Raw genomic sequence first — 18,735 nt, forward strand, 5'->3', positions numbered from 1 at the left:
GCATATGTCCGACATCAAGAAAGTCGCGGTCATCGGTCTCGGCATCGGCCGCTCCCATATTGTCGAGGGCTATCTGCCGCATTCCGATCGCTTCGAGGTCGCCGTGCTTTGCGATCTCAACGAGGAACGCCTGAACGCTGTCGGTGACGAATTCGGCATCGCCAGACGCCTCAAGGATTTCGTCGAGGTGCTGAACATGCCGGATATCGACATCGTCGATATCTGCACGCCGCCCGGCTCGCATTTCGAAATGATCCTGCAGGCGCTCGCAGCCGGCAAGAGCGTCGTCTGCGAAAAACCACTGGTCGGCTCGCTCGCCGATATCGATGCGGTGATCGCCGCGGAGAAGACGGCAAAGGGCCGGCTGATGCCGATCTTCCAGTATCGTTATGGCGACGGCATCCAGAAGGCCAAGCGCATCATTGAGGCCGGTATTGCAGGCAAAGCCTATGTCGCGACCTCAGAAACCCATTGGGTACGCGGCGCCGACTATTATGCGGTCCCCTGGCGCGGCAAATGGGCGACGGAACTCGGCGGCGTGCTGATGACGCATTCGATCCACCTGCACGACATGCTGACCTATCTGATGGGACCGATCGCCGGCCTCTTCGGCCGCGTTGCCACCCGCGTCAACGATATCGAAGTGGAAGATTGCGCCAGCGCCAGCCTGCTGATGCAGAACGGCGCGCTTGCGACGATCAGCGCCACGCTCGGCTCGCAGGAGCAGATCAGCCGCCTGCGCCTCTGCTTCGAGAACGTGATGATCGAGAGCAACCATGAACCCTATAGCCCCGGCCAGGATCCGTGGAAAATCGTGCCCGCCAATGACGAGATTGCGGAGAAGATCGACGCTTTGCTCGCAGACTGGCAGCCTGTGCCGATCCGCTTCAACACACAGATGAAGCTGTTCCATGAGGCACTGGTGTCCGGCGGCCCGCTGCCGGTGACCACCGTCGACGCCCGTCAGGCGCTGGAACTGGTCACCGCCTTTTACGAATCGTCGGAAACGCGTACCGAAGTCCGCTTTCCGGTCGGCCCGGAAAGCACGAAATACAAGAGCTGGAGGCCGGCATGAACGTTGCCCCGCGAGCGATCAGGAACAAGGAGGATGCGCCCATGGCGACCAGCGTCTCGCTGCAGAAGATCATCAAGCGCTATGGCGAGCTTCAGGTCGTCCACGGCATTGACCTCGAGATCGAACCGGGGGAATTCACCGTCTTCGTCGGCCCGTCCGGCTGCGGCAAGTCCACGCTACTGCGCATGATCGCCGGGCTGGAGCCGATTTCCGGCGGCGCGCTCTATCTCGACGGCACCCGCATGAACGATGTCCCCGCCTCCAAGCGCGGCATTGCCATGGTGTTCCAGTCCTATGCGCTTTATCCGCATATGTCGGTCTACAAGAACCTCGCCTTCGGCCTGGAAACCGCCGGCATGAAGAAGCAGGAGATCCACCCGCGCGTCGAAAAGGCGGCCGAGGTCCTGCAGATCACCCAGCTCCTGCAACGCAAGCCGAAGCAGCTTTCCGGCGGCCAGCGCCAGCGCGTGGCCATCGGCCGCGCCATCGTGCGCGAGCCCAATATCTTCCTCTTCGACGAGCCGCTCTCCAACCTTGACGCTGAACTGCGCGTGCAGATGCGCGTCGAAATCGCCCGCTTGCACCAGCGGCTCGGCAACACGATGATCTACGTCACCCACGACCAGACCGAGGCCATGACCATGGCCGACAAGATCGTCGTGCTGAACGGCGGCAAGATCGAGCAGGTCGGCGCGCCGCTCGATCTCTACAACAAGCCAAAGAACAAGTTCGTCGCCGGCTTCATCGGCTCGCCGAAGATGAACTTCCTCGGAGCAAAGATCGTCGCCTCGGACGATGGCTCGGCCGTCATCGATCTCAACGGCCAGACCATCCGCCTGCCGCGACGGCTGGGCGGCATCCAGCCCGGAGACACCGTCACGCTCGGCGCACGGCCGGAACACCTGAACGTCAGCGATCGCGGCCTGGCCCTTGGCAGTGCCCATGTCGACCTGGTCGAGCATCTCGGCGGCCAGACGATCCTCTATGCCACCCTGCACGGAGGCCAGTCACTGACCATCGCGCTGGAAGACCAACAGGCGATCCGCGCCGGCGAAACGGTGAATATCCGCATCGATCCCGAGCGCTGTCATTTGTTCGGACCGGATGGGACAACGTTGTAAGAAGGCTGCTGACGCAGGTGGGGCCTGTCTCGCCCCTGGTGGGCGAGAACGCAGAAGCTGGGGATTAGGCGAGGGTTCGTCCCTCGTCTAATTCCTGGTTTTTACAAGAGCGGGGTAGGCAGAGACGCATTCAGTTTCCGGCCTACCAGCGCGAGAAACAAACCTCTGCTCTCGCAATTTCAATGACTTGGAATTTGCCACCGACCATCAAACTTCGATTATTCGCCGGCTACCGATAGTTTTGACCTGACCTGTCGGAACGGTCCCGACTGCAATTCCGGCTCTCGGTTGAAGCCGCAGCCGTCGTGTCACACCAGGCGCCAGATGGAACCAATCATCCTCGGCCCGATAGGCTTCGAAATCGACTTGGAGCGACTGCGCCAGCCGATCGCTGCGCAAATCGAGGAACCACTGGCCATCCTGCTGCGAAACGGACGCCACGATTTCCGCCTCGTGAAAGGCTTTCGTCCTGCCCAGAGGAAAATGGAAAGCTTCAGCAATCAACGCACCCGTGTCGCGCACCGTAAGCTGCGCCACCGTGACATCATGCGACGGCGGGCCGAAGCGGAAGGCATAGGTGGTGTCGAAGAAGGCGCCGAACAGATCCGTGCAGGCGATCTTGTTCTTGGAACGAGCCTCAATCGACAGCTCTCGTTTTCCACCCACGACCCTCTGCCGTCCGTCTCTCAGGCACGAGACGTCAAGATCGAGCTCAAGCGCCGCATCGCTCTCGTTGATCACATGCACATCGAGGCCATTGGTGCCCTCGTCGGTGAGCAGCACCTGCACCGGCCGGAAAGCCCGGCGGAGCGCATACCATACGGGCTTCGGCTCCCCGGTCGAATCGATCACGCCCCAGCCAGGGCCGGGCAGCAGGTCCTGCAGCGTCCAGACCAGCGCGCCGTTGCAGCCCGAACCCTGCCGACGCCATTCAGCATAGGTCTCTTCCGCGACCTCGCCGGTGACAGCCCGCGACACAGCGAGATAGAGATCGGGATCCTCCCGCCGCAGCCGATCCGGCTCGAAACCGTAGAGTTCGCAAAGATAATGATCACGCACATCCTCGAAATCCCAGGAAGCGCCGCGATCGCGCGGTACGCGCTCCTTCCATAGCGGGCTATGGACCGCTGGAACCGGCAAATGCCGCGACAACGTCCGGGCCTGCGGCACATGCGCGAAAGCCAAGCTTTCCGCCGCGAAACGGACATCGGCGCGACGCGCATCGTCGAGCGGCCGCATATAGGCGCCGACGCCGTAGTAATGCGTCACCCCTTCATTCGCGGAAAACGGCATGGCCCCGCCGGAGGGGGAGTTGACGACATAGGGCACGTCGGGCCGCAGCGATTGCGCGACCGCCGGAATGATCTCCTCCACGATCGGACTTGCCCAGAACCGCTCCGGCAGGCCGAGCATCGCCGCCTGCTGATGCATCTCGCTGCCGCCGCAAAGCACAGCGAGCGATGGTGACAGGCGTGCTTGGCCAAGAAATTGCGCCACTTCCGCCTCGACATGGGTGTTGAAACCCTTGTCGCCCTTCGGATAATCGAAATTGGCGAACATGAAATCCTGCCAGACCAGAAGGCCGAGTTCGTCGCAGAGCTTGAAGAACTCCGGCGTCTCATAGGCCATGGTGCCGCCGATGCGGATCATGTTCATACCCGCTTCCGCCGCCAGCCGCAGCCAGGGCTCATAATCCTCGCGGCCGCCGGGCAGCCGCAGGATATCCGCCGTGGTCCAGACCGCCCCACGGCAGAAGATGCGCTCGCCATTGACGATCAGGCCGAAATCCCGGCCATCCGCGCCGCGATCGACAGCCAGCCGACGAAAGCCGGTGCGCCCAAGCGGATGCTCGACACCATCGATGACCAGCGTCACGTCATAAAGATACGGCGTGCCATGCGTGCGCGGCCACCATGGCGTCACACGGGGGATTTTCAGGATCGCCGTGCAGCGGCCATGGCTGTCTCGCTCGAAAGCCTGCTCGACCTCGCCACAGCGAAGCATGACGTCGCTCACATGTCCTTCGATCGACAACGAGGCATAGAGCCGACCCTCGCCATCCTCCAGCAAATCCGGACGCAGCGAAAGGTCGCGAATAACAGGCTTATACGGACGCAGCAGCGACACCGGCCGCCATGGCCCGACGGCATGGATTTCCGGGCACCAGCCGGGCATGTGGCCAAGCAGCGTCGTTCGCACCAGCCGTAATCCCTGCGGCGTGATCATCTGCGGCCGCCAGCGGGCGCGCGGGCCGGGCTCGGCAAGGCGCGGCTCCAGTGCGCGAAAACACAGGGCCAGCTCGTCGCCGCCCAGCAGATGAACGGCAAGATCATGCGTTTCGAACATGCTCTCGGAGACGAGAATTTTGCGTCCGTTCAGAAAGACGTCGCAGAGCGTTGCCAATCCCTCAAGCCGCAGCACCGCATTACCGGCCTCGGCATCGACCAACCGGCAGAGATACCAGGCGTCCCGGTCGTTCAGCGGATGCGGATGCTCCCGATTAAAAAGCCCGGCCTTTTCCAATGCCTCGGCCACGGTACCCGGCACTGGCGCGGGGATGAGGCCAACCGAAAACGACAGGTCCGAAGGCGAAGCGCAGACGCCCGCATCCGTCAGAACCAGATTCCATCCTTCGCTCAGCGGCGTCTTGCCGCTGATATCAGCCAAACGCCCGTGCATTGGATCCCTAAAGCTTTTGTTCCAGCAGCCCCATCATGGAATCCCATGCATCCGCCGCCGGATCAAGCGCCGTCTGCAACGGCTCGAATTTCTTGCGCGTGATGGCGCGGGCAAGCTGGAACTGCACCGATTTCGCCACTTCCGAAATCCGCCGTGCCTGAGCCGCAGCCTCGGCAAAATCCGCCGACAGCCAATCGAGATGGCTGCCCGCCAGCTCGAAATTGGCGCCGACTTGGCGCAGCGTGTTGAAAGCATATTTATGGAAGAAGCCGAAGGGGCGCTCGGCCAAGGCTTCGACCTGCGCCGGGAAAACCGCCGCGAAGGCGCGGATGGGATTGGCCACCGGACGACGACGAAAATGGAAGGCCAGCAGCTGCCTGGATGTTTGCCGGATAGCCGCCTCGCCGGGCTTGATCTCCGGGAACTTCGCGAATTCCGTATAGGGCAGGAAGGGCAGATCTTCGTTTGTCAGATGCAGCTGGAACAGCCCGTCGAAATCCTCGCCCGACAGCTGAAAGAAACCGCCATTGTGGAAATAGTCGAGCTCGCGGCCCGCCAGATCCAGCCGGTTGATGGCTACGGTCGTCTTGCCATGCTCGCGGCGATAGCCGACGCCCTGGGTGTCCGGCATGTAGAAGGAATCCATCTCCACCAGGCAGAGCCGGCCGCGACCGACCTGCTCGGCGACATGACGCTCGACCTTGTCGTAGATCGCCAGCTCCGTGCAGCGGATGCCGTAGAGCGCTTCGAGATCCTCGAGCGGCACCTTGAAGAAGGTGAATTGATCGCCCTCGAAGTCCTGACCCATCGTAAAACCAAGCATGGCTTCCGGCGGTAGTTTCAGGCTCGCCAGCACTTCGATCCAGAGATCGATATAGCAATTGGTTTCCGGCCACATGCGCTCGCTGTCGTGCAGCGCATGTGGTTTGTAGGCGGCGGGATCGAGGCCCGCAAAGATGGAAGCCACGATCAGCCCCACAGCGCCTTGCGCACGCCCTCGGGCCAATCCTTCGTATCGAGACCATGGTGATGGAACAGCGCCAGCGCGATACGCTCCAGGCCGAAGCCGACGCAGGCCGTATGCGCGACACTGCCGTCGGCGAAATTCAGACCCCATTTCGCGCCGAAGGCGTCCTGGTGATAGTTGAAGCTCATGCAGGCGGTCGGATTGGCCGACGAAGTGATCGGGATCAGCAACTCGAACTTCAGGTTCTGGTCGCGCTGGTTGTTGGCGAGCATCTTGCCGGCCCGGCCGAAGAACGGATCATTAGCGACATCGATGACGACGTCGAGGCCAACGGCCTTCATCATCTCGATACCGCGATCCATCCAGCTCTGGCGGAAGTCGGTCACATGCTTGTCGGTGCCCATGCAGACATATTCGCGCATGCGGAACAGTTGCTGGCGGGCCGGATCCTTGGAAGGCTCATGGCGGAAGCAATAGGACTGCAGATCGAAGAGCGCACCAGCTTCCGGCAGGTAACCACGCTTGGCGACCGTCGGATAAAGCGGATAGCAGGCCGCCGGCGTCAGCACGATATCGGTCGCTTGCTGCTCTTTCGTCCAGTCCTCGCCGACCTCCATGCATTTCAAGAGACTCATATGGTCGAGTTCGCTGCCGCAGAAGCTGTGCACGGTGCCGGCAAGCTGCGGGAAGCTCTTCATGTAGCCGCTCGTCTCGAAGAAGGCGCGGTTCATGCCCGGCGGAAAGCGGATGGCTTCGGCGCCGTCGGCGCCGCCGAACCTGTCGATCAGCCGCTCGAAGGCGGCGATGACATCTTCGAACTGGCCGCTGCGGCCATAAAGACCGTCAACGCCGGTGTCGATCAGAAGACCGGATTCGAAAAGGCGGTCGAGAAACGATGTTTGCATATCCATGACGATTACCCCAACAGGCTGGTATCTTGTTTGTGGACGAGCAGCATGGTCGACGTATTGCCGAGAATGCGGTCATTCGAGATCATCAATTGAGCGGAATGCGCGTCGCGCAGATGGCGGCCGAGACTATAGGGCGTCCCGTTCTTGTAGCCCATGATGCCGCAGATTAGCATGGCATGGTTGATGATCGGAAGGATCATCTCCGACGACGCGATCTTGACGTTGTTCATGGCGACGGCAAAGGCCATCGAGGAGAGACGATCGGCATCGGCCTTCGCCTCTTCATAGACTTTCAGGCCGGCGACGACATTGGATTTCACCATTTGCAGCAGGCCGGAGACTTCGGCGAGCCGCAATGCGCCCGGCGGCTGCGTGCCCGGCGACTTGCGAGCCGCGGCGCGCACGAAAGCCTGGGCGCGGGCAACGGCATCGGCGGCAATTCCGTACCAGACACCGCTCCAGAGCAGATGCGAGCTTGCCAGCATCGACTGCGCGGCAATCTCGGCAAAGGGTTTCGGCAGGATCTGAACGGCAGGCGCTTCGCCCTTGAACAGGAAGCCGTCGGAGCAGGTGCCGCGCATACCGAGCGTGTTCCACTCGACGGTGCGTTCAAGCGTATATTGATCTCTCAAGAAAACGGTCAGCACCTGGTCGGAAGAGGCCGCTTCGGCATGGCTGCGCGAGGTAATCAGGATCGCATCCGCATGGGCGCCATAGGAGATAACGGTCGCGTCTTTCTCTAGAAAGCAACTGTCACCCTCGACCTTGATGGCGCAGATGCTGTTGCGCAGATTGCCGCCGATCCCACCTTCCGTGGTCGCCGAGGCCAGCAGAAGCTGTTCTTTGGCGATGCGGCGCATGAAGTCGCGGTGCCAGTCGCTGCCGGCGCCGTGTTCGACCAGGCTCGACAGCTTGATCTGATGCATGGCGAAAACCATGGCGCTGGCGGCACAGGCCTGACCGAGGATGGAGCAAAGCTCGGCGATCTCGGTGATCGACGCGCCCTCGCCGCCAAGTTCGTCGGAGATCTGGACCGACAACAGCTTCTCGGTCCGCATTGCCTCGACTGCCTCACGGGGGAAGCGGCCTTCGACATCGACCGCATCGGCATACTTGCCCGCAATCGCTGCGACACGCGCGGCCCGCGCCGTCATCTTGTCGCCGGCCCCGGCGTCAACCAAAGCGACCGCCACGTTCATCAGGCGACCTTTCGGCTGTCCAGGATCATGCCGACCGTTTTTTCGATGGCGACGATACTGGCAAAGGATTTGCGGTTGAGCAGATTGTCGGGAAATTCGATGTCGAAGGCATCCTCGATGCCGAGCATCAGTTGCACTGATGCAAAGGAGGAGAGCCCCGCCGCATAGAGATCGGCATCGTCGGCAATCTGATCCATCGTAACGGGAAGTGCGCCGAACTTGGCCAGCAAATCGCGAATCGTCTCATTCATCCTGTCGTCCCTCCAGGCAATCACAAACACGACCACAGTAACGCGGCCTTATCTTCGCCTGAGAAGTAACAGGTAAAATAGAACATTCCACTAAGCGACGTGGTAAATATAACGACGCTATACTTAGCAAGAATATATTGAATATAAGATTTATCTAAATGAAATTTACGATATTTAAGCCATGCAACCTGTCGTTTACAGCGCAATATTTCAGAATTCTAAAATTTATCCACTGTGATGCGCGAAAGAACGGCACGTCGCAGCAAGGTTAATGTGCCAAATTTCCACGCGAGTTCCTATGAAATTTGGAGTTGCAGACAGTGCAAAACAACGCAGGAGCGGAAAACCGCTTCACTATCCCTCCGGTGGATAGAGATGCTCGCCGCCACGATAGTCCGAGACGGAATAGCAGCCTTCGCCAAACTCGCGAACCGCGCTCTTGCCGATATCCGCCTTGCCGTGGCCACCGGGAATGTCGAGGATATAGGTCGGCTGGCAGAGGCCGGAGATACGACCCCGCAACGCCGCGACGATTGCCTGTCCCTCTGCGATCGTCAGGCGGAAATGACTGGTGCCGGGAGCAAGATCAGGGTGGTGCAGATAATAGGGCTTGATCCGCGTTTCGACGAAAGCCTTCATCAATGAAGCCAGCACATCCGGATCATCATTGACGCCCTTCAGCAGCACGGATTGGCTGACCAGCACGATGCCGGCATCCACCAGCCGGGCACAGGCGGCGCGCGCCTCCGCCGTCAGTTCGCGCGGATGGTTGGCATGCAGCGCCAGATAAACGGTCTTGCCGCTCGCCTTCAGCGCCGCAATCAGTGCCCCGTCGATCTTCAGCGGATCGACGACAGGCACGCGGGTATGGAAGCGAACGATCTTCACATGCTCGATATCGGCAAGCTGCCGCAGCATCTCTTCGAGCCGGCGCGGCGACAGCACCAACGGATCGCCGCCGGTGAGGATCACCTCCCAGATCTCCTCATGGTCACGGATATAGGCAAAGGCAGCATCGAGCGCCGCGCCATCCAGCGTCCCGAGCCCCTGCGGCCCGACCATCTCGCGGCGGAAGCAGAAGCGGCAATAGACCGGGCAGACATGCACGGCCTTCAACAGCACACGGTCGGGATAGCGATGGACGATGCCCTCGACCGGGCTATAGGCATGATCGCTGATCGGATCGGCCCGCTCCTCCGGCGTAACGACGAGTTCGGCCATGTCGGGCACGAATTGCCGGGCGATCGGGTCGGCGGGGTCGGCCTTGTCGATCAACCGGGCAACCGTCGGCGTCAGGGCGATGGCATAACGCTCCGCCACCACTTCCAGCGAAAGCGCCTCGGCGCTATCGATCAGTCCGGCCTGCTCGAGGTCATCGACAGTTCTGATTGGGCGCATCACATTCATGAACCAAACTCCGATACTGGCGCCCAGAGCACCTGCTCGATCCTGGAAGCCCCGGTCGCCAACATTACCAGCCGGTCGAAGCCGAGCGCAATGCCGCTCGCTTCCGGCATGACGGCCAGCGCCTGCAGAAAATCCTCATCCAGCGGATAGGTCTCGCCATAGATCCGCGCCTTCTCCGCCATCTCGATCTCGAACCGCCGCCGCTGCTCTTGTGCATTGGTGAGTTCGCCGAAAGCATTGGCAAGCTCGACGCCGCAGGCATAGAGCTCGAAGCGCTCGGCCACGCGATGATCCGCAGCCGAAGGCCGGGCAAGAGCGGCCTCCGAGACCGGATATTCATCAAGGATCGTCACTCGGCCAAAACCGAGATAGGGCTCGACCTTCTCGACCAGCACGCGGCTGAAGAGATCGGCCCAATGGTCGTCATCGGCAACGCGCATGCCGACACGCCGCATCTCGGCTGCCAGATGCTCACGATCCGTGGAGCCGTCGAGGCCGACCGAGCCGAGCAAATCGATCCCGGCATGACGCTCGAAGGCGGCGGCAACGCTGATGCGTTCCGGCGCGAGAAACGGATCGGTCTCCGCGCCGCGATAGGTGAGCTTCTTCGCCCCAACTGTCTCCGCTGCTAGCGCCAGCAAGACGGCGCAATCATTCATCAGTGTCTCATAGGTCTCGCCGGCCCGGTACCATTCCAGCATGGTGAATTCCGGATGGTGCAGCGGCCCGCGCTCGCGATTGCGGTAGACATGGGCGAAACAGGCGATGCGCTCCTCGCCGGCGGCAAGCAGCTTCTTGCAAGCAAATTCCGGCGAGGTGTGCAGATAGAAGGGCGCCGCCTGGCCATCCGTCGTCAGTGCCTCGGTGGCGAAAGCATGCAGATGCGCCTCGTTGCCCGGCGACACCTGCAGCGTCGCCGTGTCGACCTCGATGAAGTCGTTGCGCGCGAAGAAACCGCGCAGCGCCGCCTGGATGGCGTTGCGGCCAAGAAGGAACGGCCGCCGGTCCGCATGGACGCTGCGGGTCCACCAGGGGGACGCTCTGCTGCTCGTTGGCTCCATCGATGCTTTCTTCTTAAGACCGCCCGGGTTGGGGGGTGGCTATTTCCGCTGATTTAGGGTAGTTGCGCCCCCAAGCAAACAATAGCTGCGTCTTGGGATGTATTTCGACAGTCCTCTACGACGCGACAAGCTGAGTTACAAGGAAGTCTTATGGTCAAGGTCATCGCCTCTTCGGTCCGCAAGGGCAACGTTCTCGACGTCGACGGCAAGCTCTACGTCGTTCTCACCGCCGCGAACTTTCATCCGGGCAAGGGTACGCCGGTTACCCAGGTCGACATGCGCCGCATCGTCGACGGCGTTAAGGTGTCCGAACGCTGGCGCACCACCGAACAGGTCGAGCGCGCCTTCGTCGAAGACGTGAACTTCCAGTACCTCTATGAAGACGGCGAAGGCTTCCACTTCATGAACCCGGTCTCCTACGATCAGGTCGTCGTCGATGTCGAAACCATGGGCGACCAGAAAGCCTTCCTTCAGGAAGGCATGACCTGCGTCCTGTCGATGCATGAAGGCATTGCGCTGGCACTCCAGCTGCCGCGCCACGTCACGCTGGAAATTGCCGAGACGGAACCGGTCGTCAAGGGTCAGACAGCCTCCTCCTCCTACAAGCCTGCGACCCTGTCAAATGGCGTCCGCACCCTGGTGCCGCCGCACATCAACGCCGGCACCCGCGTCGTCATCGCCACGGAAGACGTTTCCTACGTCGAGCGCGCCAAGGACTGAGCAATCGGCCTTGTGGTTTCATCAAAAACGCCCTGTCTTATCGACGGGGCGTTTTTGTTTTGGGGTCTTGGTATGATGATGGCCAGATGGGTGGCCATGCAAATAGTCGCAACATCGACGGCCGTGCCCGGCGACCACCCCAATTACCTCGACGGCGCATTCGCCTTCTTGCTATTCACCTCCGGCTCCTCGGCCGGTTCCTGCGGAACGGTTGCGGCAGCGACCTCTTCCTCGTGCGGCACCAGCGCCTGCAGATGCAGCACGCGCGGCGACATCGCCTGGAGGTAGGCATCGGAGCGGCCGATATAGATCACGGTCGCATCGGTAAATTCCGTCAGCAGTGCTGAGAACTTGGCCTGGACATCCAGCTCCAGCCCCTCCATGACTTCATCGAGGATGATCCATTTCGGCTTTGCCAGTAGCAGATGCGCAAAGGCGATGGCCTTCTGCTCGTCATTGTCCAGCAGCCGGTCCCAGCGCGCCTGCGTATCGAGCCGGCCCTTCAGGCGGCCAAGGCCGACCTTGTCCATCGCGGCTTCGACAGCGGCATCATCATAGGCATCCCGATCCTCGGGGAAGCAGATCGCTTCCCGGAGCGTGCCGCCCGGCACATAGGGCGTGTGCGGCATGAACAGCATGTCTTCCATCGGCGGCATGCTGATTGTGCCGGAGCCGCAATTCCATTGATGCGCCAGCGACTGGAACAGCAGTCTGCGGTTCACGCCATGATCGCCATTGACCATAATGTGCTCGCCGGCGGCGATGGTCACCGAGCCCTCGCGAATGCGGAAGCCGTTTTCCATGGCATCCTCGCTGGTCTTGGTGGAAATCTCCATGTCGGTCCATGCCATCATGCCGGCAGGCGCCTGGTCGAAGGTGATGGTGTGCGGCATCGGCGTCGTATCGTCCATTTCCATCAGCGCCTGGCGGAAATCGGTAACGCGCATCAGCGTCGCGCGCCATTCGGCGATCGGGCCGAAATTGGCGACATACCAGCGCAAGGCCGTATTGACCTGATTGAAGGCGCCGACCGCCACCATCAGCTGGCCGAAGGTCAGCCCGCCGGAGAAATAGGCGGGCGCGGCCACCAGGATCGGGATGATAAGCACCAGCCAGCCGTAACCGGCCGAGACCCAGGTTAGATTGGTGTTGGCGATGGCAAGCTGGCGGATGACGGCAAGCACGGCGGAAATATCGAGATTGATCCGCCGGCGCTCATTCTCCTGGCCGCCGGCAATGGTGATCGCCGGCATGTGTTCGTTGGCATGCATCAGCGCAAAGCGCAGCTCGGCTTCCTTGGAATAGCGGTCGGCGTTCAGCCGTACCAGTCGACGGCCGACGAACTGGCTGAGAAACGACGCCGAACCGGCATAGATAATCGCCGCCCAGACCATGTAGCCGGGGATCGAAAAGCTCATGTCGTTGTAATGGAAGACCATGCCGCTGGACAATTCCCAGAGCACGCCGATGAAGCTCAGGAGCAGGATGGTCGCCTGCACCAGGCCGATCGCCAGGCCCGTGGTGCTCTCTGCGAGATTGCGCGCATCCTCGTGCAGCCGCTGGTCCGGATTGACGCCGATCAGGCCGGAAGAGGCAAGCCGAAGCGCGCGCTTGGCCTTCAGCCATTGATCGACGAGATCACGCGCCAGACCCTCGCGCATATAGAGCGCGGTCATCTGGTTGAACCAGGCCTGGATGACATTGAGGACAAGAAGCGAGCCGGCAATCATGCCGAAAACGCCGAGCTGATGGAAGAAGGCGCCGGTATCGCGCCGCGCCAGCGAATCATAGAAGGGCGCATTCCAGCTATTGAGCAGGACCTGAACATAGGCCGTGACCAGAATGATCACGAACAGCGCGACCGTCAGCGAAATGATCCTGATGCGGACCGCCGAACCCCAAAAGGCGGAAAACATCATCCTCAGCCGATAGAGAACGCTGAAATCGTATCCGACTCGGTCGTTCCCCTGAATATTCGGCGCGGCTTGCGTTTCAACTGCCATCAACACTTCCCTGCGACGCACGTATCGTCAGTTAACCATCACCTGCCCACATGTCCATCCATGCAGCTCATCAGGGCGATCACGTTCAATATATACACCGTCTCATGCCTTGAACCGAGTAAGGCCAGAAGCTAGCTTGCACCTCAAATATTGATGAAAGCCTTCCGATGCAATTTCAGGGAACTGCGGACTACATCGCCGACAAGGATTTGATGGTTGCCGTCAATGCCGCCATCCGGCTGGAACGGCCGCTTCTGGTCAAGGGTGAGCCGGGCACCGGCAAGACGGAACTAGCCCGTCAGGTGGCAACCGCCCTCGGCCTCGACCTGATCGAATGGAACATCAAATCGACCACCAAGGCGCAGCAGGGGCTCTACGAATATGATGCCGTCTCGCGCCTGCGCGACAGCCAGTTGGGCGACGAGCGCGTCCATGACGTCCGCAATTACATTCGGCAGGGCAAGCTCTGGCAGGCTTTTACCGCGCAGAGGAAATGCGTGCTGCTGATCGACGAGATCGACAAGGCCGACATCGAATTCCCGAACGATCTGCTGCAGGAACTCGACCGCATGGAGTTCCATGTCTACGAGACCGGCGAAACCATCCGCGCCACCATCCGGCCGATCGTCATCATCACCTCGAACAACGAAAAAGAGCTGCCGGACGCCTTCCTGCGCCGCTGCTTCTTCCACTATATCCGCTTTCCCGATGTCGAGACGCTGACTCGCATCGTCGAGGTGCACTATCCCGGCATCAAGCAGACGCTGGTACGGGCGGCCCTTACCCAATTCTTCGAGATCCGCGATGTGCCGGGCCTGAAGAAGAAGCCGTCTACCTCCGAAGCCCTCGACTGGATCCGACTCCTCGTCGCCGATGATGTCGACCCAGTGACCTTGCGCAGTGACGCCAAAACGGTCCTGCCAAAGCTGCACGGCGCGCTGTTGAAGAACGAGCAGGATGTCCACCTCTTCGAACGCCTCGCCTTCATGGCGCGGGGTCAAGGGAAATGATGCGGCCGGATGCCGTCAAAGTCCTGATCCATGCGCTGCGCGGCCGGTATTTGTTGGTCTTCGACGAGCCGGACTTCCCCACCGTCAAACTGCAGGTTCCCGGCGGCACCGTCGAGCCGGGCGAAGACATAGCGGCAGCGGCGGCACGCGAATTCGAGGAAGAGACCGGGCTTGCGGCGGGCGATCTCAATCCGCTCGGCATTCACGACTACCGCTTCGAAAAGGACGGGCGCGAATACCATCATCAGAGACACTATTTCCGCTGTACCCTGCCCGAAGCGACACCCGATACCTGGCTCCATCTCGAAATGACACCGTTCGACGGCAGCGACCCCATCCGCTTCCGCTTCTTCTGGCTGCCGATCCCCATAGCGAGGCAGCGTCTCGGCTATGGCATGCAGCACTTCCTTGAACATCTGTAGAGGTCGGCGGTATGAGGCATGATATCGACCTTTTCCCTCAAGAGCTTCCCCATTGACCGATAGAGGCCGCGGGTTTATTGAATTTCCCTTGTGGTGATTTGGCCGGCCGGCTTGCAGCCACGTTAAATAAGTCGCTAAAGGGCCGCGTGCGGACCGGTAGCGATTCATGATCGCGGCCGGTTTTTGTTTTTGGTCGAGTGATAACGATGCCCATCAAGATTCCCGATACGCTTCCCGCGTTCGAAGCCCTTCAAAACGAGGGTGTGCGGGTGATGACTGAGACGATGGCGATCCGTCAGGATATCCGTCCCCTTCAGATCGGGCTTCTCAACCTCATGCCGAACAAGATCAAGACCGAGGTGCAGATGGCGCGCCTGGTCGGCGCCTCGCCGCTACAGGTCGAGTTCTCGCTGGTGCGCGTCGGCGGCCACAAGGCCAAGAACACCTCCGAAGAGCATCTGCTCTCCTTCTACCAGACCTGGGAAGAGGTGAAGCACCGCAAGTTCGACGGCTTCATCATTACCGGCGCGCCGATCGAGCTGCTGGAGTATGAAGAGGTCACATACTGGGATGAGATGAAGCAGATCTTCGACTGGACGGCAACCAATGTCCATTCGACGCTGAACGTCTGCTGGGGCGCCATGGCAGCGGCCTACCACTTCCATAAGGTGCCGAAATATACGCTGAAGGAGAAAGCCTTCGGCGTCTACCGCCACCAGAACCTGAAGCCGTCCTCGGTCTATCTCAACGGCTTCTCCGACGACTTCGCCGTGCCGGTGTCGCGCTGGACGGAAGTGCGTCGCGCCGACATCGAGAAGGTGCCGAACCTCGAGATTCTGATGGAGTCGAGCGAGATGGGCGTCTGCCTGGTGCACGAGCAGGCCTGCAACCGGCTCTACATGTTCAATCATGTGGAGTATGATTCCACCTCGCTGGCGGACGAATATTTCCGGGACGTGCATGCCGGCGTGCCGATCAAGATGCCGCATAATTATTTCCCGCATAACGACCCGGAAATCCCGCCGCAGAACCGCTGGCGCAGCCATGCCCATCTGTTCTTCGGCAACTGGATCAACGAACTCTACCAGACCACGCCCTATGATCTGGAGGATATCGGCGAAGAGAGGCTCTGACCCTTGTTCATTCCCTTCTTCCTGAAACTGAAGGAAGCGAAGGTTCCGGTGACCCTCCGGGAATTCCTGTCGCTTCTGGAGGGAATGGAAGAGGGGATCGCCGATTATGATGTCGAAGCCTTCTACTATCTGGCCCGCGCGACGCTGATCAAGGACGAGCGCTTCATCGACCGTTTCGATCAGGTCTTTGCCGATTACTTCCGCGGCGTCGAGGCGATTAGCGGCGGCCCGGAGACGGTCGAGGCGGCCACCATTCCCGAGGAATGGCTGCGCAAACTCACTGAGAAACATCTGACGGAAGAAGAAAAGAAGCTGGTCGAGGCGCTCGGCGGCTTCGAGAAACTGATGGAAACGCTGCGCCAGCGCCTCGACGAACAGAGAGGCCGGCATCAGGGCGGCTCGAAATGGATCGGCACCGCGGGCACCTCGCCTTTCGGCGCGCATGGCTACAATCCCGAGGGCGTCCGCATCGGCCAGGAAACCTCCAATCACCGCAAGGCGGTGAAGGTCTGGGACCGGCGCGAGTTTCAAAATCTTGACGACGGCGTCGAGCTCGGCACCCGCAACATCAAGCTGGCGCTGAAGCGGCTGCGTCGCTGGGTGCGCGAAGGTGCCGACGACGAACTCGACCTGTCCGGCACGATCCGCTCCACCGCCGAACACGGCTATCTCGACGTCCAAACCAGGCCGGAACGGCGCAACGCGGTCAAGCTGCTGATGTTCTTCGACATCGGCGGCTCGATGGACGATCATATTCGCGTGGTCGAGGAACTCTTCTCCGCCGCCCGCGCCGAATTCCGGCACATGGAATATTTCTACTTCCACAATTGCCTCTATGAAGGCGTGTGGAAGGACAATCGCCGCCGGCGCATCGACATCACCGCGACATCAGACCTGATCCGCACCTTCGGCTCCGACTACCGCATCGTCTTCGTCGGCGACGCCTCGATGAGCCCCTACGAGATCGTCCAACCGGGCGGCTCGGTCGAACACTGGAACAAGGAAGCCGGCGAAGCCTGGCTCAACCGCATGACCGGCCATTTCCGCAAATGCATCTGGCTCAACCCCGTACCCGAAGACTATTGGAGCCACACCACCTCGATCTCGATCATCCGCCGCCTGTTTTCCGACCGGATGTATCCGCTGACCCTCGGCGGGCTGGAGAGGGCTACGAGGGAACTGTCGCGGTGATCTCGATCAGCTCCTAGTTTGGTGATGGTCAGGCACAGAGCTTGATCGACGAGAATGGACCACGCCTATGCGTTTGCGTTGCGATAGGCCGCGACGGCAAGCCAGATTGCCGAAAGCAGGAAGTAGAAGGCGCCGAACCCGACATAGGGGGTGATATCCAGAATCGTCGGCGCTGCGGTACCAAGGGATCGGCTGATCATGAAGCCACCGGCAAGCGCCGACTGGGCGCCACTCAGGATCATCACCCATTGCGCACCATAGTGACGCCAACGCCTGACCGCGGTGTAGAGTTGCAGGAGACCCGAGAGGATTGCCCAAACCCCAAACACGGCCAGAACGGCATAAGTGCTGTTGCTGATGGCCACGATCACGGCGAGCGCGGTTATCGTGCTGACCACGACATTCAGTGCTTGGGATGAGTTGGCTCTCAGGCCGCCATTGACCCGGGCGTCAACCAGATTGGCGAGGGCGTCCCACGCCGGATAGATCGCAAGCAGAAAGGCGGTGAGATGAGATTGCCCGCTGAAGAGAATGGCGGCGGCAATCCAGGCGATAGAAAATATGGCGCGCACGAAATAATAGGATCGCAGCCAGCTGGGCTGGGTCGAAGATTGGTTCTGCATCGGTAGACTCCATGTTGTAATCTACCTACTAGTAGGGAGGCATAATTCTTGTGTCAACTCGACACTCGAACACCTCTTTGTGAGCAGCGGAAGCGCCGCATCGATCTTGACAAACGACCTACCAGAAGGTAGGCAGCGACATGAAATCAATGACTTCGACTTCGGAAAAAATTCTCGACACCGCGCAGTCTCTCATCGTTGCGGGAGGCTACAACGGGTTCAGCTATGCCGACATCTCAGTTGCAATCGGCATCAGGAAGGCGAGTATCCATCATCACTTTCCGACGAAGGCCGAGTTGGTCGCCGTGCTGGTGGATCGCTACAGGCAGCAGGCTGAAACGGGTTTAAATTCTCTTCGTGAGCAATTCTCAAGCCCTGCCGAACAACTGCGGGCCTACCTGAATTTCTGGCAAACATGCATTCGCGATACCTCGCTGCCCTTCTGCATCTGTGCCATGCTCGCTGGCGAGATGCAGATGCTGCCGGAGGAGGTCGCGTCGCGCGTCCGCGCCCATTTCCATAGTCTCGCGAGATGGCTTAAGTCGGTGCTTGCGACTGGAGCAGAGCAGGGCCTGTTCCGGTTGGACAAGCAGCCGGAAGAGGAGGCCCAGATGCTGATGGCTTCAGTTCATGGGGCAATGCTCTCTGCAAGAGCGTTCAGCGATCCCGAACTGTTCACCACAATCGTCACCCCCCAGTTCACCAGGCTTCTGACACCGGCTCGCTAAGGAACTGGCAGGTAAAGGCATTCAATGGATGACTGCATAGGCCCAAACAGGAACCAATGCACTCACCTGTCATACGCCTTGCAAATTTCCAGCGCAGTCTGGCAACTCTGAAGCCAATGAAACAAAGCCGAAGCTAGCCTTGATAGGCATTCCATCACACCTAAATTTCGCATTCGAACTGGTTGCGGATCGGCGCGAATGGGGGCAGGGTCTGACCTCGAATTTCTGATAGGA

At 60.4% G+C, this 18,735-nt stretch carries 17 protein-coding genes and 1 riboswitch; of the genes, 8 read left to right on the top strand and 9 right to left on the bottom strand.

What is annotated here, in order from left to right; genetic code table 11:
• Positions 1-4: 4 nt before the first annotated feature.
• Both PMI03_RS09190 and PMI03_RS09195 read left to right on the top strand, forming a co-directional pair.
• Positions 5-1,075, top strand: a complete 1,071-nt coding sequence (locus PMI03_RS09190; RefSeq protein WP_007692238.1) for a Gfo/Idh/MocA family protein — start codon at positions 5-7, stop codon at positions 1,073-1,075.
• A 41-nt stretch (positions 1,076-1,116) separates the two neighbouring features.
• Positions 1,117-2,196, top strand: coding sequence for an ABC transporter ATP-binding protein (locus PMI03_RS09195; protein WP_039973721.1), 1,080 nt, complete (start codon positions 1,117-1,119; stop codon positions 2,194-2,196).
• Between the two features lie 207 nt (positions 2,197-2,403).
• Here PMI03_RS09195 and PMI03_RS09200 read toward each other — a convergent pair whose 3' ends face one another.
• The 7 genes from PMI03_RS09200 to epmA form a co-directional block, all read right to left on the bottom strand.
• Complete coding sequence (locus PMI03_RS09200; protein ID WP_007692242.1) at positions 2,404-4,875, bottom strand: glycoside hydrolase family 2 protein; 2,472 nt, start codon at positions 4,873-4,875, stop codon at positions 2,404-2,406.
• A 7-nt stretch (positions 4,876-4,882) separates the two neighbouring features.
• Positions 4,883-5,842, bottom strand: a complete 960-nt coding sequence (locus tag PMI03_RS09205) for a DUF1839 family protein (RefSeq protein ID WP_039973722.1) — start codon at positions 5,840-5,842, stop codon at positions 4,883-4,885.
• Positions 5,843-5,844: 2 nt separating this feature from the next.
• Positions 5,845-6,753, bottom strand: coding sequence for an amino acid--[acyl-carrier-protein] ligase (locus tag PMI03_RS09210; protein WP_007692244.1), 909 nt, complete (start codon positions 6,751-6,753; stop codon positions 5,845-5,847).
• A gap of 5 nt (positions 6,754-6,758) precedes the next feature.
• A complete protein-coding gene (locus PMI03_RS09215; protein WP_007692245.1) occupies positions 6,759-7,952 on the bottom strand; it encodes an acyl-CoA dehydrogenase family protein in 1,194 nt (397 codons plus the stop codon).
• Positions 7,952-8,203, bottom strand: coding sequence for an acyl carrier protein (locus tag PMI03_RS09220; RefSeq protein WP_007692247.1), 252 nt, complete (start codon positions 8,201-8,203; stop codon positions 7,952-7,954). Before PMI03_RS09220 ends, PMI03_RS09215 begins: the two co-directional genes overlap by 1 nt.
• A 354-nt stretch (positions 8,204-8,557) precedes the next feature.
• Positions 8,558-9,610, bottom strand: coding sequence for a lysine-2,3-aminomutase-like protein (locus tag PMI03_RS09225; protein WP_007692248.1), 1,053 nt, complete (start codon positions 9,608-9,610; stop codon positions 8,558-8,560).
• On the bottom strand, positions 9,607-10,671 hold the full coding sequence (gene epmA, locus PMI03_RS09230; RefSeq protein ID WP_007692249.1) for an EF-P lysine aminoacylase EpmA: 1,065 nt from the start codon (positions 10,669-10,671) through the stop codon (positions 9,607-9,609). Before epmA ends, PMI03_RS09225 begins: the two co-directional genes overlap by 4 nt.
• Before the next feature lie 150 nt (positions 10,672-10,821).
• On the opposite strand from epmA, the gene efp reads away from it, so the two are divergent.
• Positions 10,822-11,391 (top strand): elongation factor P, encoded by a 570-nt coding sequence (efp, locus tag PMI03_RS09235; protein WP_007692250.1) that lies wholly within the window; start codon positions 10,822-10,824, stop codon positions 11,389-11,391.
• A gap of 143 nt (positions 11,392-11,534) precedes the next feature.
• On the opposite strand, the gene PMI03_RS09240 is transcribed toward efp, so the two are convergent.
• Entirely contained in the window at positions 11,535-13,394 is a 1,860-nt protein-coding gene (locus PMI03_RS09240) for an ABC transporter ATP-binding protein/permease (protein WP_007692252.1), read from the bottom strand.
• Between the two features lie 167 nt (positions 13,395-13,561).
• Between PMI03_RS09240 and PMI03_RS09245 the strand changes: the two genes are divergently transcribed.
• From PMI03_RS09245 to PMI03_RS09260, 4 genes are all read left to right on the top strand, one after another.
• Positions 13,562-14,404: a MoxR family ATPase gene (locus tag PMI03_RS09245; protein ID WP_007692253.1), complete on the top strand. Its 843-nt coding sequence runs from the start codon at positions 13,562-13,564 to the stop codon at positions 14,402-14,404.
• A complete protein-coding gene (locus PMI03_RS09250) occupies positions 14,404-14,826 on the top strand; it encodes an NUDIX domain-containing protein (RefSeq protein WP_007692254.1) in 423 nt (140 codons plus the stop codon). Before PMI03_RS09245 ends, PMI03_RS09250 begins: the two co-directional genes overlap by 1 nt.
• An 80-nt stretch (positions 14,827-14,906) precedes the next feature.
• A riboswitch (SAM riboswitch) is annotated at positions 14,907-14,984 on the top strand.
• Positions 14,985-15,032: 48 nt separating this feature from the next.
• Entirely contained in the window at positions 15,033-15,959 is a 927-nt protein-coding gene (gene metA / locus PMI03_RS09255) for a homoserine O-succinyltransferase (RefSeq protein WP_007692255.1), read from the top strand.
• A gap of 3 nt (positions 15,960-15,962) precedes the next feature.
• Positions 15,963-17,150 (top strand): VWA domain-containing protein, encoded by a 1,188-nt coding sequence (locus tag PMI03_RS09260; RefSeq protein ID WP_007692261.1) that lies wholly within the window; start codon positions 15,963-15,965, stop codon positions 17,148-17,150.
• A gap of 65 nt (positions 17,151-17,215) precedes the next feature.
• Here PMI03_RS09260 and PMI03_RS09265 read toward each other — a convergent pair whose 3' ends face one another.
• On the bottom strand, positions 17,216-17,773 hold the full coding sequence (locus PMI03_RS09265) for a DUF308 domain-containing protein (protein ID WP_007692263.1): 558 nt from the start codon (positions 17,771-17,773) through the stop codon (positions 17,216-17,218).
• Positions 17,774-17,913: 140 nt separating this feature from the next.
• Between PMI03_RS09265 and PMI03_RS09270 the strand changes: the two genes are divergently transcribed.
• Entirely contained in the window at positions 17,914-18,501 is a 588-nt protein-coding gene (locus tag PMI03_RS09270) for a TetR/AcrR family transcriptional regulator (RefSeq protein WP_007692266.1), read from the top strand.
• The last annotated feature ends 234 nt before the right edge of the window (positions 18,502-18,735 follow it).

This window comes from Rhizobium sp. AP16 (assembly GCF_000281735.1).
Classification (GTDB): Bacteria; Pseudomonadota; Alphaproteobacteria; order Rhizobiales; family Rhizobiaceae; genus Rhizobium; species Rhizobium rhizogenes.

Bases quoted from the DNA above. Each gene is read 5' to 3' on its own strand.
- PMI03_RS09245 (WP_007692253.1), top strand. From the start codon at position 13,562: ATGCAATTTCAGGGAACTGCGGACTACATCGCCGACAAGGATTTGATG.
- epmA (WP_007692249.1), bottom strand. From the start codon at position 10,671: ATGGAGCCAACGAGCAGCAGAGCGTCCCCCTGGTGGACCCGCAGCGTC.
- efp (WP_007692250.1), top strand. From the start codon at position 10,822: ATGGTCAAGGTCATCGCCTCTTCGGTCCGCAAGGGCAACGTTCTCGAC.
- PMI03_RS09250 (WP_007692254.1), top strand. From the start codon at position 14,404: ATGCGGCCGGATGCCGTCAAAGTCCTGATCCATGCGCTGCGCGGCCGG.
- PMI03_RS09190 (WP_007692238.1), top strand. From the start codon at position 5: ATGTCCGACATCAAGAAAGTCGCGGTCATCGGTCTCGGCATCGGCCGC.
- metA (WP_007692255.1), top strand. From the start codon at position 15,033: ATGCCCATCAAGATTCCCGATACGCTTCCCGCGTTCGAAGCCCTTCAA.
- PMI03_RS09195 (WP_039973721.1), top strand. From the start codon at position 1,117: ATGGCGACCAGCGTCTCGCTGCAGAAGATCATCAAGCGCTATGGCGAG.
- PMI03_RS09220 (WP_007692247.1), bottom strand. From the start codon at position 8,203: ATGAATGAGACGATTCGCGATTTGCTGGCCAAGTTCGGCGCACTTCCC.
- PMI03_RS09200 (WP_007692242.1), bottom strand. From the start codon at position 4,875: ATGCACGGGCGTTTGGCTGATATCAGCGGCAAGACGCCGCTGAGCGAA.
- PMI03_RS09225 (WP_007692248.1), bottom strand. From the start codon at position 9,610: ATGAATGTGATGCGCCCAATCAGAACTGTCGATGACCTCGAGCAGGCC.
- PMI03_RS09210 (WP_007692244.1), bottom strand. From the start codon at position 6,753: ATGGATATGCAAACATCGTTTCTCGACCGCCTTTTCGAATCCGGTCTT.
- PMI03_RS09240 (WP_007692252.1), bottom strand. From the start codon at position 13,394: ATGGCAGTTGAAACGCAAGCCGCGCCGAATATTCAGGGGAACGACCGA.
- PMI03_RS09265 (WP_007692263.1), bottom strand. From the start codon at position 17,773: ATGCAGAACCAATCTTCGACCCAGCCCAGCTGGCTGCGATCCTATTAT.
- PMI03_RS09215 (WP_007692245.1), bottom strand. From the start codon at position 7,952: ATGAACGTGGCGGTCGCTTTGGTTGACGCCGGGGCCGGCGACAAGATG.
- PMI03_RS09270 (WP_007692266.1), top strand. From the start codon at position 17,914: ATGAAATCAATGACTTCGACTTCGGAAAAAATTCTCGACACCGCGCAG.